The sequence below is a fragment of the Bordetella sp. genome, from assembly GCF_057362025.1.
In genome coordinates this window covers 19,113-43,289 of the sequence record NZ_JBMQQZ010000092.1, presented here as the reverse complement: position 1 = coordinate 43,289, position 24,177 = coordinate 19,113, and the positions used below count along the sequence as shown (strand labels likewise).

22 protein-coding genes and 1 tRNA gene are annotated in these 24,177 nt (G+C 65.8%); 10 read left to right on the top strand and 13 right to left on the bottom strand.

Going from position 1 to position 24,177, the window contains the following annotated elements:
- Positions 1 to 71: 71 nt before the first annotated feature.
- A tRNA-Gly gene (locus tag ACO1P8_RS20385) sits at positions 72 to 147 on the bottom strand.
- A 348-nt stretch (positions 148 to 495) separates the two neighbouring features.
- Here ACO1P8_RS20385 and ACO1P8_RS20380 point away from each other — a divergent pair.
- Complete coding sequence (locus tag ACO1P8_RS20380) at positions 496 to 1,554, top strand: DUF481 domain-containing protein (RefSeq protein WP_486297689.1); 1,059 nt, start codon at positions 496 to 498, stop codon at positions 1,552 to 1,554.
- Positions 1,555 to 1,592: 38 nt separating this feature from the next.
- Here the strand turns inward: ACO1P8_RS20380 and urtE are convergent, their stop codons facing one another.
- The 5 genes from urtE to urtA all read right to left on the bottom strand — a co-directional run bounded on the left by urtE (position 1,593) and on the right by urtA (position 7,440).
- Positions 1,593 to 2,291, bottom strand: a complete 699-nt coding sequence (gene urtE, locus ACO1P8_RS20375) for an urea ABC transporter ATP-binding subunit UrtE (RefSeq protein WP_094840476.1) — start codon at positions 2,289 to 2,291, stop codon at positions 1,593 to 1,595.
- A gap of 225 nt (positions 2,292 to 2,516) precedes the next feature.
- Complete coding sequence (gene urtD / locus ACO1P8_RS20370) at positions 2,517 to 3,329, bottom strand: urea ABC transporter ATP-binding protein UrtD (RefSeq protein WP_486297728.1); 813 nt, start codon at positions 3,327 to 3,329, stop codon at positions 2,517 to 2,519.
- Positions 3,330 to 3,373: 44 nt separating this feature from the next.
- Complete coding sequence (gene urtC, locus ACO1P8_RS20365) at positions 3,374 to 4,540, bottom strand: urea ABC transporter permease subunit UrtC (protein WP_486297727.1); 1,167 nt, start codon at positions 4,538 to 4,540, stop codon at positions 3,374 to 3,376.
- Positions 4,541 to 4,542: 2 nt separating this feature from the next.
- Positions 4,543 to 6,168 carry an urea ABC transporter permease subunit UrtB gene (gene urtB, locus ACO1P8_RS20360; protein WP_486297688.1) on the bottom strand — a complete coding sequence of 542 codons (1,626 nt, stop codon included), beginning with the start codon at positions 6,166 to 6,168 and terminating at the stop codon, positions 4,543 to 4,545.
- An 18-nt stretch (positions 6,169 to 6,186) separates the two neighbouring features.
- Positions 6,187 to 7,440, bottom strand: a complete 1,254-nt coding sequence (urtA, locus tag ACO1P8_RS20355) for an urea ABC transporter substrate-binding protein (RefSeq protein ID WP_486297687.1) — start codon at positions 7,438 to 7,440, stop codon at positions 6,187 to 6,189.
- A gap of 478 nt (positions 7,441 to 7,918) precedes the next feature.
- Here urtA and ACO1P8_RS20350 point away from each other — a divergent pair, with 478 nt between their 5' ends.
- The 8 genes from ACO1P8_RS20350 to denD all read left to right on the top strand — a co-directional run bounded on the left by ACO1P8_RS20350 (position 7,919) and on the right by denD (position 15,595).
- Positions 7,919 to 8,848, top strand: a complete 930-nt coding sequence (locus ACO1P8_RS20350; RefSeq protein ID WP_486297686.1) for a LysR family transcriptional regulator — start codon at positions 7,919 to 7,921, stop codon at positions 8,846 to 8,848.
- A gap of 101 nt (positions 8,849 to 8,949) precedes the next feature.
- Positions 8,950 to 9,327 (top strand): helix-turn-helix domain-containing protein, encoded by a 378-nt coding sequence (locus ACO1P8_RS20345; RefSeq protein WP_486297685.1) that lies wholly within the window; start codon positions 8,950 to 8,952, stop codon positions 9,325 to 9,327.
- Positions 9,324 to 10,568, top strand: a complete 1,245-nt coding sequence (locus tag ACO1P8_RS20340) for a type II toxin-antitoxin system HipA family toxin (RefSeq protein ID WP_486297684.1) — start codon at positions 9,324 to 9,326, stop codon at positions 10,566 to 10,568. The genes ACO1P8_RS20345 and ACO1P8_RS20340 overlap by 4 nt, the downstream gene beginning before the upstream one ends.
- 224 nt (positions 10,569 to 10,792) lie before the next feature.
- On the top strand, positions 10,793 to 11,689 hold the full coding sequence (gene ltnD / locus ACO1P8_RS20335) for an L-threonate dehydrogenase (protein WP_486297683.1): 897 nt from the start codon (positions 10,793 to 10,795) through the stop codon (positions 11,687 to 11,689).
- The gene (otnK, locus tag ACO1P8_RS20330; protein WP_486297682.1) at positions 11,686 to 13,020 is read left to right on the top strand and encodes a 3-oxo-tetronate kinase; all 1,335 of its coding nucleotides are present in this window, start codon (positions 11,686 to 11,688) and stop codon (positions 13,018 to 13,020) included. The genes ltnD and otnK overlap by 4 nt, the downstream gene beginning before the upstream one ends.
- A gap of 63 nt (positions 13,021 to 13,083) precedes the next feature.
- Positions 13,084 to 13,758, top strand: coding sequence for a class II aldolase/adducin family protein (locus tag ACO1P8_RS20325; protein ID WP_486297681.1), 675 nt, complete (start codon positions 13,084 to 13,086; stop codon positions 13,756 to 13,758).
- Positions 13,759 to 13,767: 9 nt separating this feature from the next.
- On the top strand, positions 13,768 to 14,568 hold the full coding sequence (gene otnI, locus ACO1P8_RS20320) for a 2-oxo-tetronate isomerase (protein ID WP_486297680.1): 801 nt from the start codon (positions 13,768 to 13,770) through the stop codon (positions 14,566 to 14,568).
- Between the two features lie 22 nt (positions 14,569 to 14,590).
- Entirely contained in the window at positions 14,591 to 15,595 is a 1,005-nt protein-coding gene (gene denD, locus ACO1P8_RS20315; protein ID WP_486297726.1) for a D-erythronate dehydrogenase, read from the top strand.
- Between the two features lie 14 nt (positions 15,596 to 15,609).
- Here denD and ACO1P8_RS20310 read toward each other — a convergent pair whose 3' ends face one another.
- Together ACO1P8_RS20310 and ACO1P8_RS20305 are read right to left on the bottom strand one after the other, a co-directional pair.
- The gene (locus ACO1P8_RS20310; protein ID WP_486297679.1) at positions 15,610 to 17,169 is read right to left on the bottom strand and encodes an MFS transporter; all 1,560 of its coding nucleotides are present in this window, start codon (positions 17,167 to 17,169) and stop codon (positions 15,610 to 15,612) included.
- Positions 17,170 to 17,212: 43 nt separating this feature from the next.
- Positions 17,213 to 17,695: a GlcG/HbpS family heme-binding protein gene (locus ACO1P8_RS20305; protein ID WP_486297678.1), complete on the bottom strand. Its 483-nt coding sequence runs from the start codon at positions 17,693 to 17,695 to the stop codon at positions 17,213 to 17,215.
- Positions 17,696 to 17,823: 128 nt separating this feature from the next.
- Between ACO1P8_RS20305 and ACO1P8_RS20300 the strand changes: the two genes are divergently transcribed.
- On the top strand, positions 17,824 to 18,723 hold the full coding sequence (locus ACO1P8_RS20300; protein WP_486297677.1) for a LysR family transcriptional regulator: 900 nt from the start codon (positions 17,824 to 17,826) through the stop codon (positions 18,721 to 18,723).
- Positions 18,724 to 18,750: 27 nt separating this feature from the next.
- Here ACO1P8_RS20300 and ACO1P8_RS20295 read toward each other — a convergent pair whose 3' ends face one another.
- The 5 genes from ACO1P8_RS20295 to ACO1P8_RS20275 form a co-directional block, all read right to left on the bottom strand.
- Complete coding sequence (locus tag ACO1P8_RS20295) at positions 18,751 to 20,085, bottom strand: DHA2 family efflux MFS transporter permease subunit (protein ID WP_486297676.1); 1,335 nt, start codon at positions 20,083 to 20,085, stop codon at positions 18,751 to 18,753.
- Between the two features lie 204 nt (positions 20,086 to 20,289).
- Complete coding sequence (locus ACO1P8_RS20290) at positions 20,290 to 21,084, bottom strand: SDR family NAD(P)-dependent oxidoreductase (RefSeq protein ID WP_486297675.1); 795 nt, start codon at positions 21,082 to 21,084, stop codon at positions 20,290 to 20,292.
- A gap of 160 nt (positions 21,085 to 21,244) precedes the next feature.
- Positions 21,245 to 22,201: a Bug family tripartite tricarboxylate transporter substrate binding protein gene (locus tag ACO1P8_RS20285; protein ID WP_486297674.1), complete on the bottom strand. Its 957-nt coding sequence runs from the start codon at positions 22,199 to 22,201 to the stop codon at positions 21,245 to 21,247.
- Positions 22,202 to 22,264: 63 nt separating this feature from the next.
- Positions 22,265 to 23,098, bottom strand: a complete 834-nt coding sequence (locus ACO1P8_RS20280) for an amidohydrolase family protein (RefSeq protein WP_486297673.1) — start codon at positions 23,096 to 23,098, stop codon at positions 22,265 to 22,267.
- Positions 23,091 to 24,053: an isocitrate lyase/PEP mutase family protein gene (locus tag ACO1P8_RS20275; protein ID WP_486297672.1), complete on the bottom strand. Its 963-nt coding sequence runs from the start codon at positions 24,051 to 24,053 to the stop codon at positions 23,091 to 23,093. The genes ACO1P8_RS20280 and ACO1P8_RS20275 overlap by 8 nt, the downstream gene beginning before the upstream one ends.
- Positions 24,054 to 24,177: the final 124 nt, after the last annotated feature.

Sequence of the window (24,177 nt, the reverse complement as noted above, 5' to 3'; positions counted from 1 at the left end):
GCGATTCCGCCCCTTCAAGCAACGCCTTGCAGGCTTCCATGGACATTACCGGAACCCTGTCGAGGAAATTCTGGAGCGGGAAACGAGTCTCGAACTCGCGACCTCAACCTTGGCAAGGTTGCGCTCTACCAACTGAGCTATTCCCGCGTCGCCGCATGACGATGGCATTAGCAAGATTTGCCTGAGCCAAATTTTTACCGCGGCACCAGGCCGCGGTCGTCAGCAGGAACGAGATTATACATGAAACCAAAATGCCCGCTTTCGGGCGGCCCGGGCGGGGAGGATGCGGGCCCCTTGGCGTGGCGGCGGTGTCGCTACAAGACGCATCAGGTCCCGCCGGCGGCGCCTGGGGATACTCGTCCGTCGCGCTACGCCCGCTTACCTGCTCAGCCTATCGTTACATCCAATCGCGTGAAATCTCTAGGATGAGGACTCGGTCGATGGCGAAGCCGGCGCGCGGCTCGCCGCTCCTGGTCAACTCCTTCCTTCACGCCCATGCCGAAACACGCTTGCACGGCGGCGCATCGCCGTATTTGCCGATTTTTCCTGCTCTCATGGTTGGCCCTGTTCGCGGCCTGCGCCCAGGCGGGCACGGTCTGGATGGACAACGGCGACCGCATAACGGGCGAGATACTGTCCCTGGACAACGGCATCCTGCTGGTGAATACGCCTTACGGCGGCGATGTGCGCCTGCAGTTCAAACACGTAAAGACCCTGCAGAGCGACAAAGCGCTGGTCATCCGCGACAAGGCGGTGCAGCACGACTATTACGCCAAGCTGGTGCGCGCCGATACCGGCAAGGTCGTTGTCGACGGCGTGGAGCGCAGCCCCGATGGCGAAAGCGATGTGAAGACCGGCGTGTCCTTATCCTCGCTGGACAGCATGACCGTGCCCAAACCCCTTTGGGGCGAGACGGCGGTCAAGGGCAAGCTGGACCTTTCCGTGAACCAGAAGACGGCCTCCGTGAATTCCCAGGACTATGCGGCCGACTTTTCCGTGGATGCGCGGCGGGGCCTGTGGCGCAACATCCTGACCGCCGGCTACCACCGCAGCAAGGACGGCGACGACATCGGCGCCGACAACTACGGCGGCGACTACACGCTGGACCGTTTCCTCAGCGCCAAGGCGTTCTGGCAGGGACGTCTGCGCTACAAGCGCGACTTCGTCGAAGACGTCAGCCGACAGACTGCCTACGGCACCGGCCCGGGCTATCAGTTCTGGGACGACGAACTGGGGGCGTTCTCGCTGTCCGCCCTGGCGGGACGCATGGAATACGGCTACAGCGACGGCGGCCACGAGGGTTTTTACGCGGCCGGCCTGCGATGGAACTATTCGCGCTACCTGAGCGGCAAGCAGTTCCAGGTGTACACGATGGGCGAGGTATATCGGGCCCTGGGGGCCGCCGGGTTCGGGATGAACGGCGAGGTCGGGCTGCGCTACAACATCAACAAGACGCTGTCCCTGTACGTGAAGTACGCGCGCGACCAGGTCAGCGGCACGCGCCAAAGCATGACCGAATCGACCTACGGGACCGGCCTGGGCGTGAGCTGGTAAGCAGACGGCGCATCCGGGCTGCGAAGCCGCGGGCGGTCCTAGACCGACAGGTGCCGCCGCACTTCCGCGTCGCCCATGGCCGCCTGTTCGCCGCGGGCCACGACTTCGCCGCGCGACATGACGACGAAGCGGTCCGCCAGTTCATGGGCGAAGTCGAAGTACTGTTCGCAGAGCAGGATGCCGATATTGCCGCGTTCGCGCAGCAGGCGGATGACGCGGCCGATGTCCTTGATGATCGAAGGCTGGATGCCTTCGGTCGGCTCGTCGAAAATGATCAGGCGCGGTTCGGCCACCAGCGCGCGGGCGATCGCCAGCTGCTGTTGCTGGCCGCCGGACAGGTCGCCGCCGCGGCGCGCCAGCATGGTCTTCAGGACGGGGAATAGTTCGTAGATTTCGTCCTTGATGCGCCGCGCCTTCGATCCCGGAAACGCCGCCATGCCCATCACGATGTTTTCCTCCACGGTCAAACGGGCGAAGATATCGCGTCCCTGCGGCACGTAGGCCATGCCCATCGCCGCGCGCCGGTGCGGCGGCATCCGCGAGATATCCTGGCCGTCGAACAGCACCTTGCCGCTGGCCAGCGGCAGCACGCCCATCAGGCATTTCAGCAGCGTGGTCTTGCCCACGCCGTTGCGTCCCAGCAGGGCCAGGCATTCGCCCTGCTTCACGTCCAGCGAGACGCCGCGCAGCGTGTGGCTGCCGCCGTAGTATTGGTTGATGGCTTGTACATCGAGCATGTCAGTTTTCCATGATCCCGCGAGCGCGCCCCCACGCATCAAACGGATGTAGCCAGATCGGAGACGCCGCGGAGCCGGCTTTGCCGGTCCGCCGGCGTCGCCCCCTTGAGGGGGAAGCGCGCAGCGCTTGGGGGGGGGCCTTTCTTCCGGTCCTCTGGCGTCGCCCCCTCGAGGGGGAAGCGCGCAGCGCTTCGGGGGTGGGCCTCTTCAGGGTGGGTTTCATCTCTAGCGGCCCAGATAGACTTCGATGACGCGTGGATCGGACTGCACGTCCGCCATGGTGCCTTCGGCCAGCACCGAGCCTTCATGCAGCACGGTGACCTTGCCGCCGCCGGCGATGCGGGTGACGAAATCCATATCGTGCTCCACCACCATCAGCGAATGGTGGCCGCGCAGTTCGTTCAGCAGTTCGCCGGTGCGTTCCGTCTCCGCGTCGGTCATGCCTGCCACCGGCTCGTCCAGCAGCAGCAAACGCGGCTCCTGCATCAGCAGCATGCCGATCTCCAGCCATTGCTTCTGGCCATGCGACAGCAGCCCGGCGGGCCGGTATGCCTGCGCCGACAGCCGGATCAGGGCCAGCGTTTCGGCGATGCGGTCGGCTTGCGCGCTGTCCAGGCGGGCGAACAGCGTGGGCCGTACGCGCTTGTCGGTCTTCATCGCCAGTTCCAGGTTCTCGAACACGGTATGGTTCTCGAACACCGTGGGCCGCTGGAACTTGCGGCCGATGCCGGCATGCGCGATCTGCGCCTCGTTCAAGGTCGTCAGGTCGATGTTCTGGCCGAAGTAAGCGGAACCCGAAGTCGGGCGCGTCTTGCCGGTGATCACGTCCATCATCGTGGTCTTGCCTGCCCCGTTGGGACCGATGATGCAACGCAGCTCGCCCACGCTGATGTCCAGCGTCAGGTTGTTCAACGCCTTGAAGCCGTCGAAGCTGACGGTGATGCCGTCCAGGTAAAGGATGGCGCCGTGGGCGGTATCGACCTCTTTGGGATTGACGCGGCCGTAGCTGGCGGTGCCGCCGGCGCCATCGTTGTCCATCGTGGCGGCGCCGGCCCCGAGGCCGCGATCCGGTGTTGCAGCGTTCATTCGGTAACCCTCCTGTCGCCGCCGGGCGCCTCGTCCGCGGGGTTCGCGCGCTTCGTGCCGCGGGCCGCCGCCAGTCGCCGCACCAGGCCGACGATGCCCTGCGGCAGGAACAGCGTCACCAGCACGAAGATCAGGCCCAGCGCGTACAGCCAGAACTCGGGAAACACGCTGGTGAACCAGGTCTTCAAGCCGTTGACCACGCCGGCGCCCAGGATGGGGCCGATCAGCGTGCCGCGCCCGCCGGTGGCGACCCAGATGACCATCTCGATGGAATTCTCGGTGGACATTTCGCCCGGGTTGATGATGCCGACCTGCGGCACATAGAGCGCGCCCGCGATGCCGCACATGACGGCCGACAGCGTCCACACGAAAAGCTTGAATCCCAGCGGTTCGTAGCCCAGGAAGCGCAGGCGGTTTTCCGAGTCGCGCACGGCGGTCAATACCCGGCCCAGCTTGGATTGCGTGACGGCGCGCGCCACCACCAGGCAACCGGCCAGGACCAGCAGCGTGATCCAGTACAGGCCCGCGCGCGTGCCGGCCGAGGTAATGTCGAAGCCAAGGATGCGCTTGAAATCCGTAAAGCCGTTATTGCCGCCGAAGCCGGTGTCGTTGCGGAAGAACAGCAGCATCGCCGCGAAGGTCAGGGCCTGGGTAATGATGGAGAAGTACACCCCCTTGATGCGGGAACGGAAGGCGAAGTAGCCGAACACGAAGGCCAACACGCCGGGTACCAGCACCACCAGCAGCGCCGCATACCAGAAATGCTCGGTGAAGGACCAATACCAGGGATAGGACTTCCAGTTCAGGAACACCATGAAGTCGGGCAGGTCGCTCTTGTATACGCCGTCGTGGCCGATGGCGCGCATCAGGTACATGCCGTGCGCATAGCCGCCCAGCGCAAAGAACAGGCCGTGGCCCAGCGACAGGATGCCCGCGTAGCCCCAGACCAGGTCCAGGGCCAGGGCCGCCAGCGCATAGCACATGAACTTGCCCAGCAGCGCCACCATGTAGGAAGACATGTGCAGCGGGCTGCCCGGCGGAAAGGCCAGGTTCAGCAAAGGCGGCAGGGCCAGGATCAGCGCGGCCAACGCCAGGGCCAGCCAGGCGCGCCGGGAATACAGGGGCGGCCGCGCCATCGCGGCCAGGTCCATGGAAGGCGACATCTTCATTCGACGCTCCGGCCGCGCGGGGCGAACAGGCCCTGCGGGCGTTTTTGCACGAACAGCACGATCAGTACCAGGATGGCGATCTTGGCCAGTACGGCGCCCGCGTAGGGCTCCATGATCTTGTTGAGTCCGCCCAGGCCCAGGGCGGCGATGACGGTGCCGGCGAGCTGGCCGACGCCGCCCAGCACGACGACCATGAAGGAATCGACGATGTAGCCGCGGCCCAGGTCGGGTCCCACATTGCCCAGCTGGGACAGGGCGACGCCCGCCAATCCGGCAATACCCGAGCCCAGGCCGAAGGCCAGCATATCGATGCGGCCGGTGGGCACGCCAACGCAGTCGGCCATGCGGCGGTTCTGCGTGATGGCGCGCACGAACAGGCCCAGCCGGGTGTGGTTCAGCAGCAGCCACACGAAGAAGAGAACCAGCAGCGAGAACACGACAATCACCAGGCGGTTGTAAGTCAGCACCAGTCCGCCCATGACGGTGACGCCGCCGCTCATCCAGCCGGGATTGCTGACCTCGACGTTCTGGGCGCCGAACAGCGAACGCACCAGCTGCATCAGGATCAGGCTGATGCCCCAGGTCGCCAGCAGCGTTTCCAGGGGGCGGCCATATAGCCAGCGGATGACGGTGCGTTCCAGCGCCATGCCCACCAACGCCGTCACGACAAAGGCGACGGGCAGGGCGGCGATCACGTACCAGTCCATCCAGGCGGGCGCCCAGGCGCGGAAGGCGCCCTGCACGGCAAACGTGGCGTAGGCGCCGATCATCAGCAGTTCGCCGTGGGCCATGTTGATCACGCCCATCAGGCCGAAGGTAATGGCCAGGCCCAGCGCGGCCAGCAACAGCACGCTGCCCAGGCTGATGCCGTAGAAAAGATTGCCGGCCCATTCGATGGCGGCAAGGTGGCGGTCGATGGCGCGCAGGGCGGCCGCGGCCGCGTCGCGCACGCCGGCGTCCGGTTCTGCGTAGTTGCCCTGCGCGTCGCGTCCGGTCATCGCGGTCAGGACCGGAATGAAACCGGTGTTCAGGCTGCGTCCCAGGATCTCGACGGCATGGCGGCGCACGTTGGCGTCCGGACTTTTCAATTCGAGATTTGCCTGCGCGATTTCCAGCGCGCTGCGCACCTGCGGGTCCTTTTCTTTGTCCAGCGCTGCCACGATCAGCGGCAGGACGGCGGCCTGCGACGTTTGCTGCAGGCGCTGGGCGGCAGCCAGGCGCTGCGCGGGGTCGGCGGCGTGCAGGCGCGATTCCGCCAGCGCCCCCTCGATCGCGCGGCGCAGGCGGTTATTGATCATGACGGAGCCCGCATCCGCCGGCATGGGCTGGCTCTGGCCGGTGGCCGGGTCGAGCGCGCTCTTGCCGGTGTCGATCAGCACGCGGCCGTCGGTGGTGGCGTAGAGCCGGTCCGAGCCCATCGCCGCCAGGACATCGGCGGCGGCGGGGTCGGTGGACTGGCCCAGTTGGCGGATCGCCTGAAGCTTGGCGTCGGTGTCGTCGCCGGCCAGCGGCGCGAGCAGCGAGGCATCGAGCCCCGCGCCCAGCGCCGCCGCCATGGGCATGGCCAGCAGGCATGCGGCCAGCAGGCGGCGAAGAATGGTTGCGATGAGCGCGATGCGCATGGCGATGCGGTTCCTTCCTTACAGGTTTTGCTTGCCTTCGTTGCCGGGGATGTAGGGGCTCCACGGTTGCGCGCGGATCGGTCCCTTGCTTTTCCAGACCACGTTGAACTGGCCGTCGGCGCGGATCTCGCCGATGTACACGGGCTTGTGCAGGTGATGGTTGGTCTTGTCCATCTCGATGGTGTAGCCGTCCGGCGCGTTGAACTTCTGGCCGCCCACGGCCGCGATGACCTTATCCACATTGGTGGTCTTGGCCTGTTCGACGGCCTGCTTCCACATATGGATGCCGATGTAGGTGGCTTCCATCGGGTCGTTGGTGACGACCGTATCGGCATTGGGCAGGTTCTTCGCCTTGGCGTAGGCCTTCCACTTCTTGATGAACTCGGCGTTGACGGGATTCTTGATGGATTCGAAGTAGTTCCAGGCGGCCAGGTGGCCGACCAGCGGCTTGGTATCGACGCCGCGCAGTTCCTCTTCGCCGACCGAGAACGCCACCACCGGTACGTCGGTCGCCTTCAGCCCCGCATTGCCCAATTCCTTATAGAAAGGCACGTTCGAATCGCCGTTGATCGTGGAGATCACCGCGGTCTTGCCACCGGTGGCGAACTTCTTGATATTGGCAACGATGGTCTGGTAGTCCGAGTGGCCGAAGGGCGTGTAGACCTCCTGGATATCGTCGTCCTTGACGCCCTTGGAATGCAGGAAGGCACGCAGGATCTTGTTGGTGGTGCGCGGATACACGTAGTCGGTACCGAGCAGCACGAAGCGCTTGGCGCCGCCGCCGTCTTCGCTCATCAGGTATTCCACCGCGGGAATGGCCTGCTGGTTGGGCGCCGCGCCGGTGTAGAAAACATTGTGTTCGAGCTCTTCGCCTTCGTACTGGACGGGATAGAACAGCAGGCCGTTCAGCTCCTTGAAGACCGGCAGGACGGACTTGCGCGATACGGAAGTCCAGCAGCCGAACACCACGGCGACTTTTTCCTGCGACAGCAGCTGGCGCGCCTTTTCGGCGAAGAGCGGCCAGTTCGAGGCGGGGTCGACCACGACGGGCTCGAGCTTCTTGCCCATGACGCCGCCGGCCGCGTTGATCTCTTCGATCGTCATCAGGGCGACGTCTTTCAGCGAGGTCTCCGAAATCGCCATCGTGCCGGACAGCGAATGGAGGATGCCGACCTTGATGGTGTCTTCGGCGGCCAGGGCCTCCGGCAGCCATCCCGTCATTGCCATCACACTGGCGGCCGTCAATTGTTTGAGTACGTGTCTGCGGTTCATGTTGTCGGGATCCTTAACGATGAGCCGGCTGGTGCCGGCGGGAATGCATGGCAAGGCTTCGTGCAGCGGCCACGTGCGCATCGGAGCGATGACGCAGGGGCATCCTTCCCAAAAGCAAAACCTGTGCCAATTTGTGATCGCGGGTACCGGATCTCTGCCGTTGGCGAACGCGGCGTGGCCGTCATCGACCGGTCCGCGGCGCGCGGTCCTCGTGGGCGGTGCAGCCGGAGGGGCGGCACCATGTCGAAGCGGCCTTGGTGCTGAAAGGCACGCTGATGGTGCGTATGTGCCTTGACTTGGTGCGTATCGCCCATAAGGGGGGTACCCGAGACGGCCCCCGGGGCGTGCAAAGAGCCGGGGTGGTGCAATACAGTTCTGGGGCAAGCCAAACAGGGGCATCCCGCCAGCCAGCTGGCTCGCTAGGGGAATGCCACAAACCGGGACCGACCGCCTTTCCGGGCGGTGTTAGGAGAAACCGATGCCCTACGCCTATGACCTGAAGGACCTGCGCCTCTTCAAGGCCGTGGCCAAGGCCCGCAATCTGGCAGCGGGCGCGGCGACGCTGAATATGACGGCGTCATTGGCCAGCTATCGCTTGAAAAGCCTCGAATACACCGCGGGCTGCCCTTTGTTCGTGCGGGGCCCGCGCGGAATGACCCTGACGCCGGCCGGCGAGGCCATGGCAAAACATGTGGACGTGCTGTTCACGGACCTGCATGCCATGCACGAAGAAGTGGGCACGCATGCCCAGGAGTTGCACGGCAAGGTAAGGCTGCTGGCCAATAGCAGCGCCCTGCATGGTTTCATCATCCCCAGCGTGGCGCGATTCCTCGCGGCCAATTCGCGCGTCGATGTCGAGATCCAGGAGATGGCGAGCGAAGACATCGCAGGCTATATCCGCGAAGGCGAAGCCGATATCGGCGTATTCGCGGGGCAGGTCGACGACCCGGACCTGGTATGCGAGCTCTATGCCATGGATAGGCTGGTATGCGTCACGCCGCCGGCCCATCCGCTGGTGCAGCGTTCGCGGGCGAGCCTGAAGGATATCCTGGACAACGATTTCGTTTGCCGCGACATCGCCAGCAGCAATACGCAATTCCTGTTGGAGCGTGCGGCCGAAATCGGCAAGCCGGTGAAGGCGCGCGTGTATGCGCATGACTTCGCGGCGGTGATGCATTTGGTGTCGGCCGGCGTGGGCGTGGCCCTGGTGCCGATGAGCGTGGCGGAACCTGCCTTGCGCGATGGGCGCGTCGGCGCGGTAAGCCTGCTCGATCATTGGGCGTTTCGCGAGCTGCACCTTGTCATGAAGCGCGTGCCGGCGCAGGCCGAGCTGGTTCACCAGTTCGCCACGATATTGATGCACGATCCGCTGGTGGTGACGACGCGCTCGTCCACGCATTGGGCCTGAAGCCGTCCGCCGCGGACGATCCAGCTATGGGTGAATAGACAGACTGGCGTTCTAAACAAACATAAAATTGTGTTTTTTTGGCAATTTACTAAAATGTAAATATGCCAAAGCGATCTGCCGCCCTCAATTCCATGCCGCCCGGCGTGCTGGCGGACCTGCGCTTGCTCGGAGAGAATCTCGCTATAGCCCGCAAACGCCGTCGCGAGCCATTAAAGTCCTGGGCCCAGCGCATCGGCGTTTCCGAGCCTACGCTGATGCGCATGGAGAAGGGCGATCCGAGCGTTTCCATGGGTGTTTACGCCACGGCATTGTGGCTCGTCGGTCGATCCGACGCGCTGGTCGAGCTCGCGGCGCCCGAATACGATCGAGGCGCCCTGGAGGATGCCGTACGCGCAGCCAAGGCCCGGTCCATACGCAAACGGCCAGTCCTGTACGAGGTCGCACGACCATCCGATCACGACGAAGGCGCCGAACCATGATCGAGTTCGATATCAAGAACTATCAGGCCGGGGACATGCTCCACTTGTGGTGGCTCGCAAACCCCGATGCGCCGCGCCTGATCGGCGAATTGCGTATCGTGCGCGCGTTAAAGGGCGTGTCGCTGACCTACGCTCCCGCCTGGCTGAAGTCGGGTTTTCCTCTTAGCGAAGACCTGCCCCTGATTGCTGCCGAACTTCCTCCCAGGGAAAAGGAAACTGCCGCGGGCGCGGTCGACGATGCCCGCCCCGATCGCTGGGGCGAGCGCCTTATCCGCTTTCTGGACAAGCCACCCCGTCTTTCGGTGCTGGACTTTCTGTTCTACGCGGGCGATGAGCGCTTCGGTGCGCTGGGCGTGTCCGTTTCCGCGGATCAATACATCGCACGATCCACCGGCCCGTTGCCGGGGCTCGCGGACGCCGCCGAGATGGAGCAACTGGTGCGCCAGGTCATGAACGGCGAACCGGTGGATGAGCAGAAGCGCCGCCTGATCACGCCCGGTACCACCTTGGGAGGCGCGCGTCCGAAGGCGCTGTTGAACCTGCAGGGTCATCAATGGGTATTGAAATTCAACGAGCCCGGCGAACTCCATGATATGTCGCTGGTGGAGCACGCCACGATGACGCTTGCCGTAAACGCCGCCATTCATGTTGCGCCTACGCAAGCGGTGAAGGTGCGCCACGGGCACGCAGTCGCCGTGAAGCGTTTCGATCGGGAACACGGCATGCGCAAGCACGCCCTGTCGGCGAATGTAGCGCTGAAGGCAGCCAGGCAGGAACTGGGGTATCCGGAACTCGCCCAGCTGCTGCGCAGGCGCGGGGTGACTGCGGGCAATCGGAACGTCGCGCAGATGCAAGAGATTTTTCGGCGCATGGTGTTCAACATCCTGATGGACAACACAGACGATCATGAGAAAAACCATGTGCTGTTGATGACCCCAAGTGGCGAATACGAACTCTCTCCCGCTTTCGACGTTCTGCCGTCCGGACAGGCCCTCGGCTTCCAGCAGATGCGAGTCGGCGCGGACGCGGGGGACTCGACGCTCGATAACGCGTTATCCGAGTGCGAACTGTTCGGCCTCGACAAAGACGAGGCGAGGAAGCAGGTTCGCCGGGTTTGCAAAGTCGTCTCCGGGTGGAAGCAACACTTCGCGCACGCCCACGTGAGCGCCGGTGACATCGAGTCATTGGCCGCCCAGATCGATCGGCCATTTCTCTTGGATCAGCGCAAGGCATTTGCCTGACCATCCTCCACGCAGCCGCGTCCGGCGGGTCTCTGGCCGTATCGCATGGCCGAGCTTGTCCGATAGGGCAGACAAGGTCGGCCATGCGGGGTCTTGTTCAAAGCCATCCGTGGATCGACGTGCTGTGTTACGTTTGCACGCGGAGGCGGGCGCAGCCGGCCGCGCCAGGTGGGATGACGCGACCGCGCCGGCCCCGCAAGGCGATACAAGACGAGGAGACCACGATGAAAAAACAGTCCGTCGGAGTCATCGGCCTGGGCGCGATGGGCGCGGGCATGGCGCGTTCGCTGCGCCGCGCGGGCCATGACGTGCATGTGCACGATGTGCGTCCCGACGTGGCGGCGGCTTTTGCCCGCGAAGGCGGCCAGGCGCACGATAGTCCGGCCGCGCTGGCCCGCCACTGCGAGGCCGTGATTTCAGTGGTCGTCAACGCGGCGCAAACCGAATCGGTGCTGTTCGGCGAGCAGGGCTGCGCCGCTGCCATGGCGGCCGGGTCGGTATTCGTCATGTGTTCAACCGTGGACCCCAACTGGTCGGCGGCGATGGAAACGCGCCTGGAGGCCTTGGGCCTGCTGTACGTCGACGCGCCGATTTCCGGCGGGGCGGCGCGCGCGGCCAGCGGCGAGATCACCATGATGACCGCGGCGCGGCCGCAGGCCTATGCCAAGTGCGAGCACCTGTTCGACGCCATGGCCGCGCGCGTCTACAAACTGGGGGATCGCGCCGGCGCGGGCAGCAAGGTGAAGATCATCAACCAGCTGCTTGCCGGCGTGCATATCGCCGCGGCCGCCGAGGCCATGGCGCTGGGCCTGCGCGAAGGCGTGGATCCCGAAGCGCTGTACGAAGTCATCACGAATAGCGCCGGCAACAGCTGGATGTTCGAGAACCGCATGGCCCATGTCCTGGCGGCGGACTACACGCCGCTGTCGTCGGTGGACATCTTCGTCAAGGACCTGGGCCTGGTGCTGGATATGGCGCGCGCCAGCAAGTTTCCCTTGCCGCTGTCGGCGACGGCCCATCAGATGTTCATGCAGGCATCGAGCGCCGGCCACGCGGCGGAAGACGACAGCGCCGTCATCAAGATATTCCCAGGCATCCAGCTGCCCGGAGCACAGCCATGATCCGCCTGGGCTGCATCGCCGACGATTTCACCGGCGCGACCGATTTGGCCAATAACCTGGTGCGCGCCGGCATGCGCACGGTGCAGACTTTCGGCGTACCGGAGGGCGCGCCCGCGATGGAAGGCATGGAGGCCGTCGTGGTGGCGCTGAAGTCCCGCACCACGCCGCCCGAAGACGCCGTCGCGCAGTCGCTGCGCGCGCTCGAATGGCTGCGCGCGCAGGGCGCCGGGCAGATCTATTTCAAGTACTGCTCCACCTTCGACAGTACGCCGCGCGGCAATATCGGCCCGGTGGCCGAGGCGCTGATGGCCGCGCTGGGCGTCGATTTCACCATCGCCACCCCGGCATTTCCCGATAACCAGCGCACCGTCTTCAAGGGGTATTTGTTCGTCGGCGATGCGCTGTTGAGCGAAAGCGGCATGCGCGACCATCCCTTGACGCCCATGACCGATGCCAATCTGGTGCGCGTGCTGCAGGCGCAAAGCAGCCGCCCGGTGGGACTGATCGATTACCGCACGGTGGCCGCGGGCGTATCCGCCATCCACGCGCGTATCGATGACCTGCGCCATGGCGGCACCGGGCTGGCCATCGTCGACGCCATCTCCAATGACGATCTGCTGCGCCTGGGTGAAGCCGTCCGCGACCTGCCGCTGGTAACCGGCGGGTCCGGGCTGGCGATCGGCTTGCCCGCGAATTTCGGCCTGCGGCCATCGCCCATGGCCGCGCGCCTGCCGCCGCCGGTGGGCACCCGGGCCATCGTCTCGGGCAGTTGCTCGCAGGCCACGTTGCGCCAGGTCCGCCACTTTATCGATGCCGGCGGCGCGGCCCTGGCGATCGATCCCGCGCGCCTGCTCCAGGGCGCGGACCCGGCCATGGACGAAGTGGAACGGGCCCTGGCGTGGGCCCGTCCGCGCGTGGCGCGCGAGCCCGTACTGATCTATTCTTCCGCCCCGCCGGACGCGGTGCGGCAAGTGCAGGCAAGCCTGGGTGCGGACCGCGCCGGGGCCCTGGTCGAAGAGACCCTGGCGCGTATCGCGCACGGCCTGGTCCAGGCGGGCGTGCGGCAGATGGTCGTGGCGGGTGGCGAAACATCGGGTGCCTGCGTGCAGGCGTTGGGACTGACGCAATTGCAGATCGGCGCGCAGATCGATCCGGGGGTGCCGTGGTGCCATGCGCGGGGTACCGATGCTTCCGTGCCGGCGCTGCATGTGGCGCTGAAGTCCGGCAACTTCGGCGCCGACGATTTCTTCATCCGCGCTTTTTCATTGTTGGCGGCCGGATATGGCCATCGTGGGGGCCTGCCAGTGCCCGCGGGCGCCGATGGCGGGTGATAAGATCGTCCGGCCCCAGTGCGCCCCATGCGGATGGATGCCGGCCGGCGCCATGGAGACCCAATGGACACCGATCTGAAAACGCTGCGCGAAGAAATCTGCCGCATCGGCCGCAGCCTGTACGCGCGCGGCTATGTGCATGGCACCACGGGCAATATCAGCGCGCGCGTCTCCGCGCAGGCGGGCGGCGGATTCCTGATCACACCCACCGACGCCAGCCTTGGCAACCTGGATCCCGCCCGGCTCGCCTGGGTGGGGGACGACGGCGTCCAGCGCGCCGGCGACCGCGCCAGTAAAACCCTGGCGCTGCACCGCCGTATCTACCAGGCGGCACCCCATGCGGGCTGCGTGCTGCACACGCATTCGCGCCATCTGGTGGCTTTGACCTTGCGGGGCGTATGGCGCGACGACGATATCCTGCCGCCGCTGACACCGTACCAGGTGATGAAGGTCGGACACGTGCCGCTGGTGCCTTATCTCCGCCCCGGCGATCCCGCGGTGGCGGATATCGTCGCCGATTTGGTCGCCCGGCATGCGGGCGAGGGCCGCCAACTGCGCGCTGTGATGTGCGATCGCCTCGGACCGCAGGTCTGGCATGAAACACCGGCCGGCGCGATGGCCGTACTGGAAGAACTCGAAGAAACCGCCAGGCTATGGCTGTTGGGCGATTGCCGCGCCCAGCCGCTGGCCGAATCCCGCATCGAAGAGCTGCGCCGGCATTTCGCGGCGCAATGGTAAGGAGACACGATGATCAAGTTCGCGGCGAATCTAAGCATGCTCTACACCGAACACGATTTCCTGGATCGTTTCCAGGCCGCCGCCGAGGATGGCTTCAAAGGCGTGGAGTTCCTGTTTCCCTATGCCTGGCCGGCCCGGGAGCTGTCCGCGCGCCTGGCCGCGCACGGATTGACCCAGGCGCTGTTCAACGCCCCGCCGGGCCGCGAGGATGCCGGCGAACGCGGGCTGGCGTGCCTGCCGGGGCGCGAAGCGGAATTCCGCGACAGCATCGGACGGGCGCTGGACTATGCGCAGGCACTATCCTGCCCGCGCGTGCATGCCATGGCCGGACTGGCGCCCCAGGGCGTGGATCGCGCCCGCTTGCGCGATACGTACGTGCGCAACCTGGCGTGGGCGGCGGAAGCCGCCGCCCGGGCGGGCCGCGACGTCGTGATCGAGCCCATCAATACGCGGGACATTCCGGGCTACTTTTTGAATCGCCAGGCCGACGCGCATGCGGTAGTCGAAGAGATCGGCGCGGCCAACCTGAAGGTGCAGATGGATCTCTACCACTGTCAGATCGTCGAAGGCGATCTGGAGATGCGCATCCGCCAGTATGTTCCGACAGGCCGGGTGGGGCATATCCAGATTGCGGGCGTGCCGGCCCGGCACGAGCCGGATGCGGGCGAGGTCAACTTCCCGCATCTGTTCCGCGTCCTGGACGAAGTCGGCTACGACGGCTGGATAGGCTGCGAGTACCGGCCGGCCGCCGGCACCCGGGCGGGGCTGGGCTGGCTGCGCGATGTCCGGGCCGCCGGGCTGGGGAGCTGACGCCATGGCGACCGACAACGGGATGAAAATACTGATCACCGGCGGCGCCGGTTTCCTCGGAACGCAACTGGCGCGCGCCTTATTGAAGCAGGGGCATTTCCGCGGGCGGCCCATTGCCAGCCTGACGTTGGCCGATCGCGTCGCGCCGGCGCACCCGGATGTCGCCACGGATGCCCGGGTCACGACGGACATCGGCGACCTGTTGGAACGCATGCCCTCCTTGCTGGCGGCCGGGCACGACGCGGTGTTCCATCTCGCGTCGGCGGTGTCGGCCGAATGCGAGGCGGATTTCGATCTGGGGCTGCGATCCAACCTGGATACGACGCGCGCCCTGCTGGACGGCCTGCGGGCGCAGGCGCTGCGCTCGGGGCGGCCGCCCGTGCTGTTCTTTTCGAGCTCGGTCGCGGTGTTCGGTTCGGATCCCGGCATTCCCCTGCCGGCGGTGATCCGCGACGATACCCTGCCCACGCCGCAGTCCAGTTATGGCACGCAGAAGTTCATCTGCGAACAATTGATCGCGGAATGCACCCGCAAGGGCTATGTCGACGGCCGCGTGGCGCGCCTGATGACGGTGTCCGTGCGACCCGGACGCCCCAACGGCGCGGCGTCCAGTTTCCTGTCCGGAATTATCCGCGAGCCTTTGGCGGGCATTCCTGCGGTATGTCCGGTCGGCCTGGACACAGAGGTCGCGCTGGCGTCGCCCGCCAATACCGTGGCGGGCATCCTGGCCGTCGCGCAGGCGGACCGTGAAGCCCTGGGTGGCCGCACGGCGATCAATCTTCCCGCATTGACGGTCAGTGTGCGCCAGATGCTCGATGCTCTGCGGGCCGTGGCCGGGGACCAAACCGCCGGCCTGGTGACGCCGGTACCCGATGCCGCCATCGCCCGCATCGTGGGCGGATGGCCGGCGCGCTTCGAAAGCCCGCGCGCGGCGGCGCTGGGCCTCAAGCCCGATGTCTCTTATCGCGCCGTGATCGAACAGTACATTGCGGAAAACGAATCAGGGCGGCCTTCGAGTCCTTCCTGAACATTCCAACCGGTCTATCGCGCCGGCGCGCGTCGCTCGGTACCCGCGCGATCGCGCCGCCGCGGCTTGCGCATGGCCAGGAAAACGATAACGGCGCAGCCCATCGCGGTGCCCGCCGCCAGCAGGAACGCGCGCGAAAACCCTTCCGCGTATGCGCCGTGCGCGATCGCCCACAGGGTGCGCGACAGGGTTGGCGGATAGGCCGCGATAGCGCTCTGGATATCTCCGGCCACGATGCGGCCGATGAAGGCCTCGTCCACGTGGATGCCCGAAGCGGTCATGCCCGTCCGTATCGCCGCGCCGGCATTGCTGGCCAGAACGGCGCCCAGTGCTGAGAATCCGAGCAGAATGCCCGAAAAACGCGCGGTGGTACTGATGCCGGATGCCATCCCGGCGCGGTCCGGCGGCACGGTCCCCATGATGGCTTTCTGCGTTTCGCCATTGAGCAAGCCTCCCCCGGTACCCAGCAGGGCCATGCCGGCGACGACCGCGGCCTGTCCCGTGTGATGCGCGGCGTAGGCCATGACGATGTTCCCCAGGGCAACGACGGTCAGCCCCAGCGCCAGGACGCCAGGTCCGTCCAGCCATGGGGACAGACGCCGCCCGACCTGCGGGAAGACCAGCATGGCCAGGGCAAAGGGCAGCATGCCGACGCCCGCCGCCAATGCGCTTTGTCCGCGCGCATTCTGCAGGAACAGCGGCAGCACGGACGCCATGACCTGCGCCGAGGCCGCGTAGGCGAACATGGCGAGGGCCGCTCCCACGAAGGGCCGGGAGGCGAACAGGTCCAGATCCAGCATGGGGTGCGGCCGCAGCCGTTCGGCAAGGCAAAATGCCCCGAACAGCGCCGCCCCGGCGGCGGCGCGCGCCAGCACCGCGCCGCTGGTCCAGCCTTGCCCGGGACCGAGTATCAAGGCCCAGGTCACGGCGAACATGGCCGCGGCGAAGAGCGCGATCCCCGGAAAATCAAGGGGGCGCGGTGTCGGGTCGCGCGATTCGTCCACCCGGCGCAGCACCGCGATCCCGAGCATCGCGCAGATCGGCACGTTGGCATAGAAGGCCCAGCGCCATCCCAGCACGCTGTTGACGATGCCGCCCAACAGCGGGGACAGGACCATGGTCAAGCCCATGATGCCCCCCCAGACTGCCCACGCGCGTCCACGCGCGCCTTCGTCATGGAACGCATGTCCGACGATCGCCAGCGCCGGCGCCAGCAGGAAAGCCGACCCCGCGCCTTGCGCCGCGCGGGCCGCGTACAGCGCGGGCGCCGACGGCGCCAGTCCGCAGACAAGGGAAGTCAGCGCGAATAGCGCGATGCCGCACAGGAACACCCGCTTGCGTTCGAAGCGGTCGGCGATCGTTCCGGCCGGCAGCAGCAAGGACGCGAAACACAGCACATAGGCGCTGATGACCCATTCGACCTCGGCGAAAGACGCCCCCAGGTCGCGCGCGATGGTCGGCAGGACGATACCCACGACGTTGGTGTCGAGCACCGTCATCGCGCAACCGAGCGAGGCGATCAGCAGTACGGCTGTTCCGCCCCGGGCGGGCCGTCCCTCCATTACGGTTTCCATGACCGGCCTCCGCGTCCATGCGGCGCCGGCGGATCGGCCGGCTTCATTTCAACGCCGCCACGCCAGCCCGCGCGATTTCTTCATCGTGCTGCGGTGTATCCGCCGATACGCCGATAGCGCCCACGGTTTGTCCATCGACTACGAGCGGCAGGCCGCCGCGCATAAGCACGAAGCCGCGTGCCGTGATCGCGGCGGGGCGTTGCCCGTTGACCGCATCTTCCAGCGCACCGGTCGCGCGACGGAATAGGGCAGCGGTTCTTGCCTTGCCCGGTGCCAGTTCGACGCCGGCCGGCACGGCGGCGCCGTCCATGCGGATCAACAGGATCGGCAGGCCGGCGCTGTCGGTCACCGCAATGACGCCAGGCCATCCAGAGGTCCTGGCTTTTTCCTCGGCGGCCTCGGCCACTTGCCGTGCGGCCGCCAGTGTCAGGACGGGCTGTGTCGCCAGCTCTGCCGCATTGGCTGTCCGAGCGCCCATGGGCCATGCAAGCGCCCCCAGCAGGAGGGCACAACCGAATTTGTACATGGGAACTCCTTATCATCCGTCACGGCGTATGCCGTGACCCGTCCATGCCATTGCATCATCCGTCGGTAATTGAGTTCAATAGAGCAGTGCGGCAAAATAATTCAGGAAAATCGAATACTGGAGCTTCCTTGGAGCTACGCCACCTCCGTGCCTTCGTCGTTGCCGCGCGCGAACTGCATTTCGCGCGCGCGGCGGAAATGCTGGGCGTGTCCTCGTCCACGCTGACGTTGCAAGTCCAGGAACTGGAGCGGGCGCTGCAGGCCCGCCTGTTCAATCGGACCAAACGCTCGGTCGCCCTGACGCCGGCGGGCGAGGCTTTTCTGGCGGAAACCGTCGCCGTCCTCGAGCGCTACGACCGCGCCGTCAATGTCGGCCGGCGCGCCGGCCGCGGCCAGGTGGGGCGGGTCGAATTGGGGCACGTAGGCTCGGCCGCCTTTACCGGCGTCCTGCAGGACCAGATGCGCCGCTTTCGCGCGGCCTGGCCCGACGTCATGCTCAATGCCAGCGAGCTGCCCATGGACCAATTGCCGGGACGCCTGGAGGCCGGAACCGTCGACATCGGTTTCGTCCGGCTGCCCGTATCGCTACCCGCTGCAATCGCCAGTCATGTGCTCGTCAGGGATGATTTCTGTCTGGCATTGCCGTCCGGTCACCGGCTGGCCGACGGCGGGCGCCCAGGCGGCGAGCCGATCCGCGCGCGCGACCTGGCGAAGGAAGCGTTCATTGTCCCGGAGCAGGATCTCGGCTTGCGCGAAGTTGCACGGCGCGGCCGCTTCGCACCGCGCATCGCCGCGGTGCCGGGTTCTTTGCTGTCTGTCCTGACCCACGTATCGCTGGGAGCGGGCGTGGCGGTTCTGCCGAGCGTAGTCAAGCGCGTCATCGCCTTGCCGGATGTGGTGTTCCGGCAGGTCGCCGGGCCTGGCATCCCGTCCTCCATTGCCGCGCTTTACCGCCGCCACGAGCGTTCCCCCGCCGTGCGGCATTTCATCGAACAGATCCGGAACACCGAACCACTGCTGATCGATTAAGTGCGCGGCTGGCCCTCATCGGAACTACTACGCGCGCCGCGCCGGAATCGTGAGCGCCGCCACCACGCCCAGCGCATGTATCGCGCAGAATACGGCGAATGTGCTGGAAAACGCCGAACCCTGCGAGGCGCGGTGAGTCTCCAGGCTGGCGTGCAGCCAGATCGCCAGGCAGGTCGTGGCGATGGGACCGCCGAGCCGCTGCACGATGTTCAGCGCCGTCGTGGCGACCGGCAGCTTGTCCTTGGGGATGCCGGCATAGGCGGACGACATCGAAGGTATATTGATCGACCCCAATCCCACGCCGCGGACCCAAAGCAGCAGGCAAATCACGATGTCCGGCAGGTCGTAGACGCTGACCAGCACAAAGGGCAGGGTGCCCGCCAGCCCGATCAGCGCGCCGGCCGTGGACACGCGGCGCGAGCCGAAGCGATCCGTCAGGCGGCCCATCCAGGGAAAGGCGCACAGCAGGCCGATGCCCATGGCGGCCAGCAGGATGCCGGCGCGCGAGGGGCTGTAGCCGCGCGCGGCGATCAGGTACAGGGGGAACAGCAACTGCCCGCCGTAGGTCATACAGTTCGATAGGAACTGCGTGGCGGCCGAGGGCGCGAACGAGCGCGCGCGGAATAGGCGGATATCGATCAAGGCGGACGCGCCGCGGCGCGCGGCGTGCCACAGGAAGGCCAGAAGCAGCAGTACGGCGACGCCCAGCTCCACACGGATGCCGTCTCCGTTGGATGAACCCTCCGCGCTGGCCAGGGTCTCCAGGCTGTGCAGCAGCATCGCCAGCGCGGGCGCGAGCATGATGAAGCCGAGGGCATCGAAGTTGCGCCGCACGCGCAGGTCCCGGTCCGGCGGCAGCACGCGCCACGCAAGCAGGGTTGCCAGTATGCCCACGGGAAGGTTGACCAGGAAGATCCACGGCCACCCGGCATGCTGCAGGATCAGCCCGGCCAGGGTCGGCCCCAGGATGGGACCGATCATCACCGGCATGACCGCGAACCCCATGACTCGCGCCATGTGGCGTCCCGCCGTGCGCGCCATCATCATCTGCGACATGGGGGTCAACAGACCGCCGGCCATGCCTTGCAGGACCCGCGACACGATCAGGCTGTTGGCGTCCGTCGCGATACCGCAGAACAGCGAAGTCAGCGTGAATATCGAAAAGCAGATCAGGTACACCCGCTTGGCGCCAAGGCGATCCACCAGCCAGCCGGTCAACGGCAGGGTCAGCGCGAGCGCCAGCAGGTAGCCGCTGGAAACCCATTGGATGGTGGTCAGGCTGGTATTCAGTTCGGACGCCAGGGTCGACAGCGATACGTTGACCACGGTGGAATCGAGTTGCGCCATCAGCGGGGCCAGCATGACCACCCCGGCGATTTTCCATACCTGCGGGTCGATGCGGTCGTCCCGGCGCGGGTCCGGGGTGGATCGGGTTGCTTGGGGTTTACCTGGGAAGGAGGCGGGCACGGGCAGTAGGGCGGACGTGACGCCTTGCGGCGACGATGGGTTTGCCCCGGAATTCTAGCGGTGCTCCGCTTAAAAAGACCTGCGGCGGCTCCCGTGGCGCTATATGCGGCAAGTGATGCCGCCATCCACCGGCAGGTTCACCCCGGTGATGTATCCCGCTTCGTCCGAGGCCAGGAAGGCCGCGGCGTTGGCCACGTCCCAGCCCGTGCCCATGCGGCCCATCGGGCAAAGGGCGGAACGCTGCGCCACCATGGCCTGCCGGTCGTCCTCGTATTGGCCGACGATGGCCTGGTAGATATGCGGGGTGTCCATCATGCCGGGCATGATGGTATTGGCCCGTATGCCGAAAGGGGCGTATTCCAGTGCGATGGATACGGTCAGTTGATTCAGTCCCGCCTTGCTTGCGCAATAGGCGGCGTACGGATATCCCGTGTGGCGTATCGCCGCGATCGACGAGATATTCGTGATGACCCCGCCGCGGTTTTCCTTCATATGGGGCAGCACGGCGCGGCAGGTCAGGAAGGTGCCCCTCAGGTTCAGGTCCTGGGCGCGATCCCAGTCGGCGATGGGGATGTCCTCGATGCGGCCCATGATAGGCGCGCCCACATTGTTATGCAGGATATCGATACGCCCGTGGCCACGGATAATGGCTGGGACCAGCTCGGCCACCTGCGCCGGATCCGTCACGTCGCACGCCAGAGCTTGTGCCTGGCCGCCTTCGCCGTCGATGATCGCGGCGGTTTCGCTCGCGGCCGCGAGCTCGATATCGATGACCACCACTCGGGCGCCTTCGCGCGCGTACTTTACCGCCGACGCCTTGCCGTTGCCCCAGCCGGGCCCGATGGAGCCGGCGCCGAATACGACGGCGACCTTTCCAGACAATCTTCCGCTCATACGTCCTCCTTTGTCTCGCCGCGCCATGCCTTCGGGGCGGGCTTGTTATGTCGTGACGTTCCATTCTAGGAAACCGCGCGCGGAAAGGCGAATTCTCCCGACAAGGCGAGAGGTGGAGAAGGGACCCGCATGGGCGCGTCGCGGCCGCGCCCATGCCGCATCATTGCTTCTGCAGGCCCAATTCCTTGACGAGCTGGCCCAGCTCCGCGTATTCCTTGCGGATGTGCGCGGCGAACGCCTTGCGGCGCAGGATCTTCTTTTCGACGCCTGCCGTCTCGAAGAACTTGACCATTTCCGGCGTGTTTGCGGCCTTTTCGAAGGCGTCGGCGATATGCTCCACCCGTGCATCGGGAGTGCCGGCGGGTACGACGATTCCGTGCCACAGCAGCGTTTCCTTCTCGGGAATTCCCAGGGCGGTCAAGCTCGTGGCCTGCGGCAGGGCCTTCACGGGATCGGCGCTCGTGGCAAGCAGGCACTTGACCTCGCCCGCTTTTTCCATCGCAACCGCGGGCGGGACCGAGCCCACGTAGATATCGACCACTTTCCCCATCAGGGCGGTCATGCTCTCACCCGCGCCGCGGTAGGGAATGTCGCGCGCCTTCACCCCGAAGGCCTGGAAGACGCGCTCGGCCGCCAACTGGCCGGGGCCCGCTACCCCGTCGGTGCCGAAGGTGTAGTGGCCAGGCTGGGCTTTGAGCTGCTCGAGCATTTCCTTGCCATTGTTGGCCGGAAAATCCTTGCGTACGCAAAGCACGTAGGGGGCGGCATCCAGCTGGATAACGGGAATGTAGTCGTCCAGCCCATAGGTCGTCGGGATGGAATGCGGCGCCACGGTAATGGGGCCCATCCAGACTCCCGCCATGGTCAGGCCGTCCGGCTTCGAACGCACCAATTGGCCCACGCCTATCGCGCCGCCCGCGCCGCCGACATTCTGCACGACGATAGTCGCATCCAGATAGGGTTCCGCGTAACGCGCGGCGGCCCGGAAAAGGGAGTCCGTCCCGCCGCCGGGCGCGGTCGGAATGATCATCTTTATGGTGTCGCCGGCCAGCGCGGCATTGCCCGCGCCCAGGATCATTGAAAAAAATGCGGCGACCAGAAGCTTATGCTTTCTCATCGTGTTGTCTCCTCGATGGGTACTGAATTGAAAATGCCACGCGCCAGGCCGGCGCGCGCCTTGCTACTCGCCGAATCCAAACGCTTCGTATGCGTTCTTCGTCAGGATCCGGTTGCGGATGCCGCCATCCGGCACGCATTCGAAAAGTCCTTCGATACATTGCCGGTACGTCACCGCGTCCTCATGGCCCACCCATGGCCAATCCGTCGCCCACAGGGCGCGCTCGCCGTTCGACCGCTCGACGATACGCGTTGCTAGAACCCGCGCATCGCTGCCGCGCAGGCGGAATGGCGCCGATAGCTTCACCCATGTATTCCCGGCTTCCAACGCGTCCAGCAAGGCCACGAAACCCTCGCTGTGTTCGCCCTCGTTGCCGGGCGGATTGCCAAAATGGTCTATCACCGTGCGCACCCCGCTGGCGCGAAGGGCGGCCAGGACGGGCGCCAGGTATTCGCCTTCCAGATACACCTCGATATGCAGGCCCAGGTTCCTGGCCTTCGCCAGCAGGCCCTCGTATTCCCGGGACCGGATATCCGGGATCGCGTGCCGCTTCACCCAATTCAGCCGGATGCCGCACACGCCCTCCCGCTGCATGGATGCCAGAGAGGCTTCGTCGATATCGGGCTGCACGATCGCCGTGCCGCGCAACCTGCCTTGGGATGCCCGCAGCGCTTCCAGCAGGACCCGGTTATCGGGTCCGTAGAAACTCGGCGCGGTAAGCAGGCCATAAGCCACCCCGTGGGCGGTGAGCGTATCCAGATAGTCCTCGACGGTTGCATCGCGGCCTGGCTGCGAATGCCGCTCGCTGACCAAAGGCAGATCCTTCCTGATCACGTGGGCATGGCAGTCGACCGAACCTGGGGGCAATGCGCCGGAGGCAATGGCCGGGCTATGCATGGCCTGCCGCCTTCGTCGTGGCGTGGACCGCGCCGACCGGCTCGCCGCCGTACTTCGCGGCCTTCTGATCGTCGGTCAGGAACTTCTCTTCCAGGCCTTTGACCTCCGCCATCCCCATGATGTCGTTCAGTTCTTCGAAGCTCAGCGCGGCGTCCGGGCGATCCTCGGGCTGGCCGGTCGCAAGCGACCGGCCCAGTATTTCCAGGCCTTTTTTCATGCCGGCCAACGCGCAGGCCGTCAGCAGGCGCGGATAGATGACAACCGCCACCCCCAGGTCCTGCAATTGCGCGGCGGACAACAGCGGCGTCGTCGAGCGCTGGCGAATACCGAACCCCATGTTCACGCAAAGCGGCTTGGGCACATTGGCCGCCACCGTACGGATCTGTCCCGCATCCAGCAGCGCATCGGCGAACAGCAGGTCCGCCCCGGCTTCCGCGTAGGCATTCAGGCGCCGGATGACTTCGTCCAGGCCATGGGTGGCCAGCGTATCGGTGCGCGACTTGATCACGAAGTCCGGGTCGGTGCGCGCCTCGCAGGCGGCGCGCAGCTTCTGCACCATTTCGTCCTGGGGAATGACCTCTTTGCCGCGCATGTGGCCGCAGCGCTTGGGCCAGGCCTGGTCCTCCAGCATGATGCCCGCCGCGCCGGCGCGTTCGAACGCGCGGACCGTGTGATAGGCGTTGATCGCATTACCGTAGCCGGTATCCCCGTCGGCCAGCAGCGCGAGATTCGAGCAGGCGGCAATGCTGCGTACGGCGGCCACATTCTCTTCCATGCCCATGATGCCCACATCGACCTGGCCGAGGCGGCTCTCGCTTACCCCACTGCCTGTAATGAAGGCCGTGGGAAAACCCATGTGCTCCACCAAACGCGCGCTGAAGCCGTCGAATACTCCGGGCTGCACGAGGATTTGCGGCGCCTGGATCGCGGCGCGCAGTTGTTTTGTCTTGGTCATTGCCTTGTCTCCTGAGCCAGGCCCGGAGCGCGATCGAGAGTCGGAAATCGATGCTCCAGGCTGGTGCGCGTATCCTAGCAACGCGTCATTTATTAAACTAATTAAAGTTTTTAGGCAGATTTCA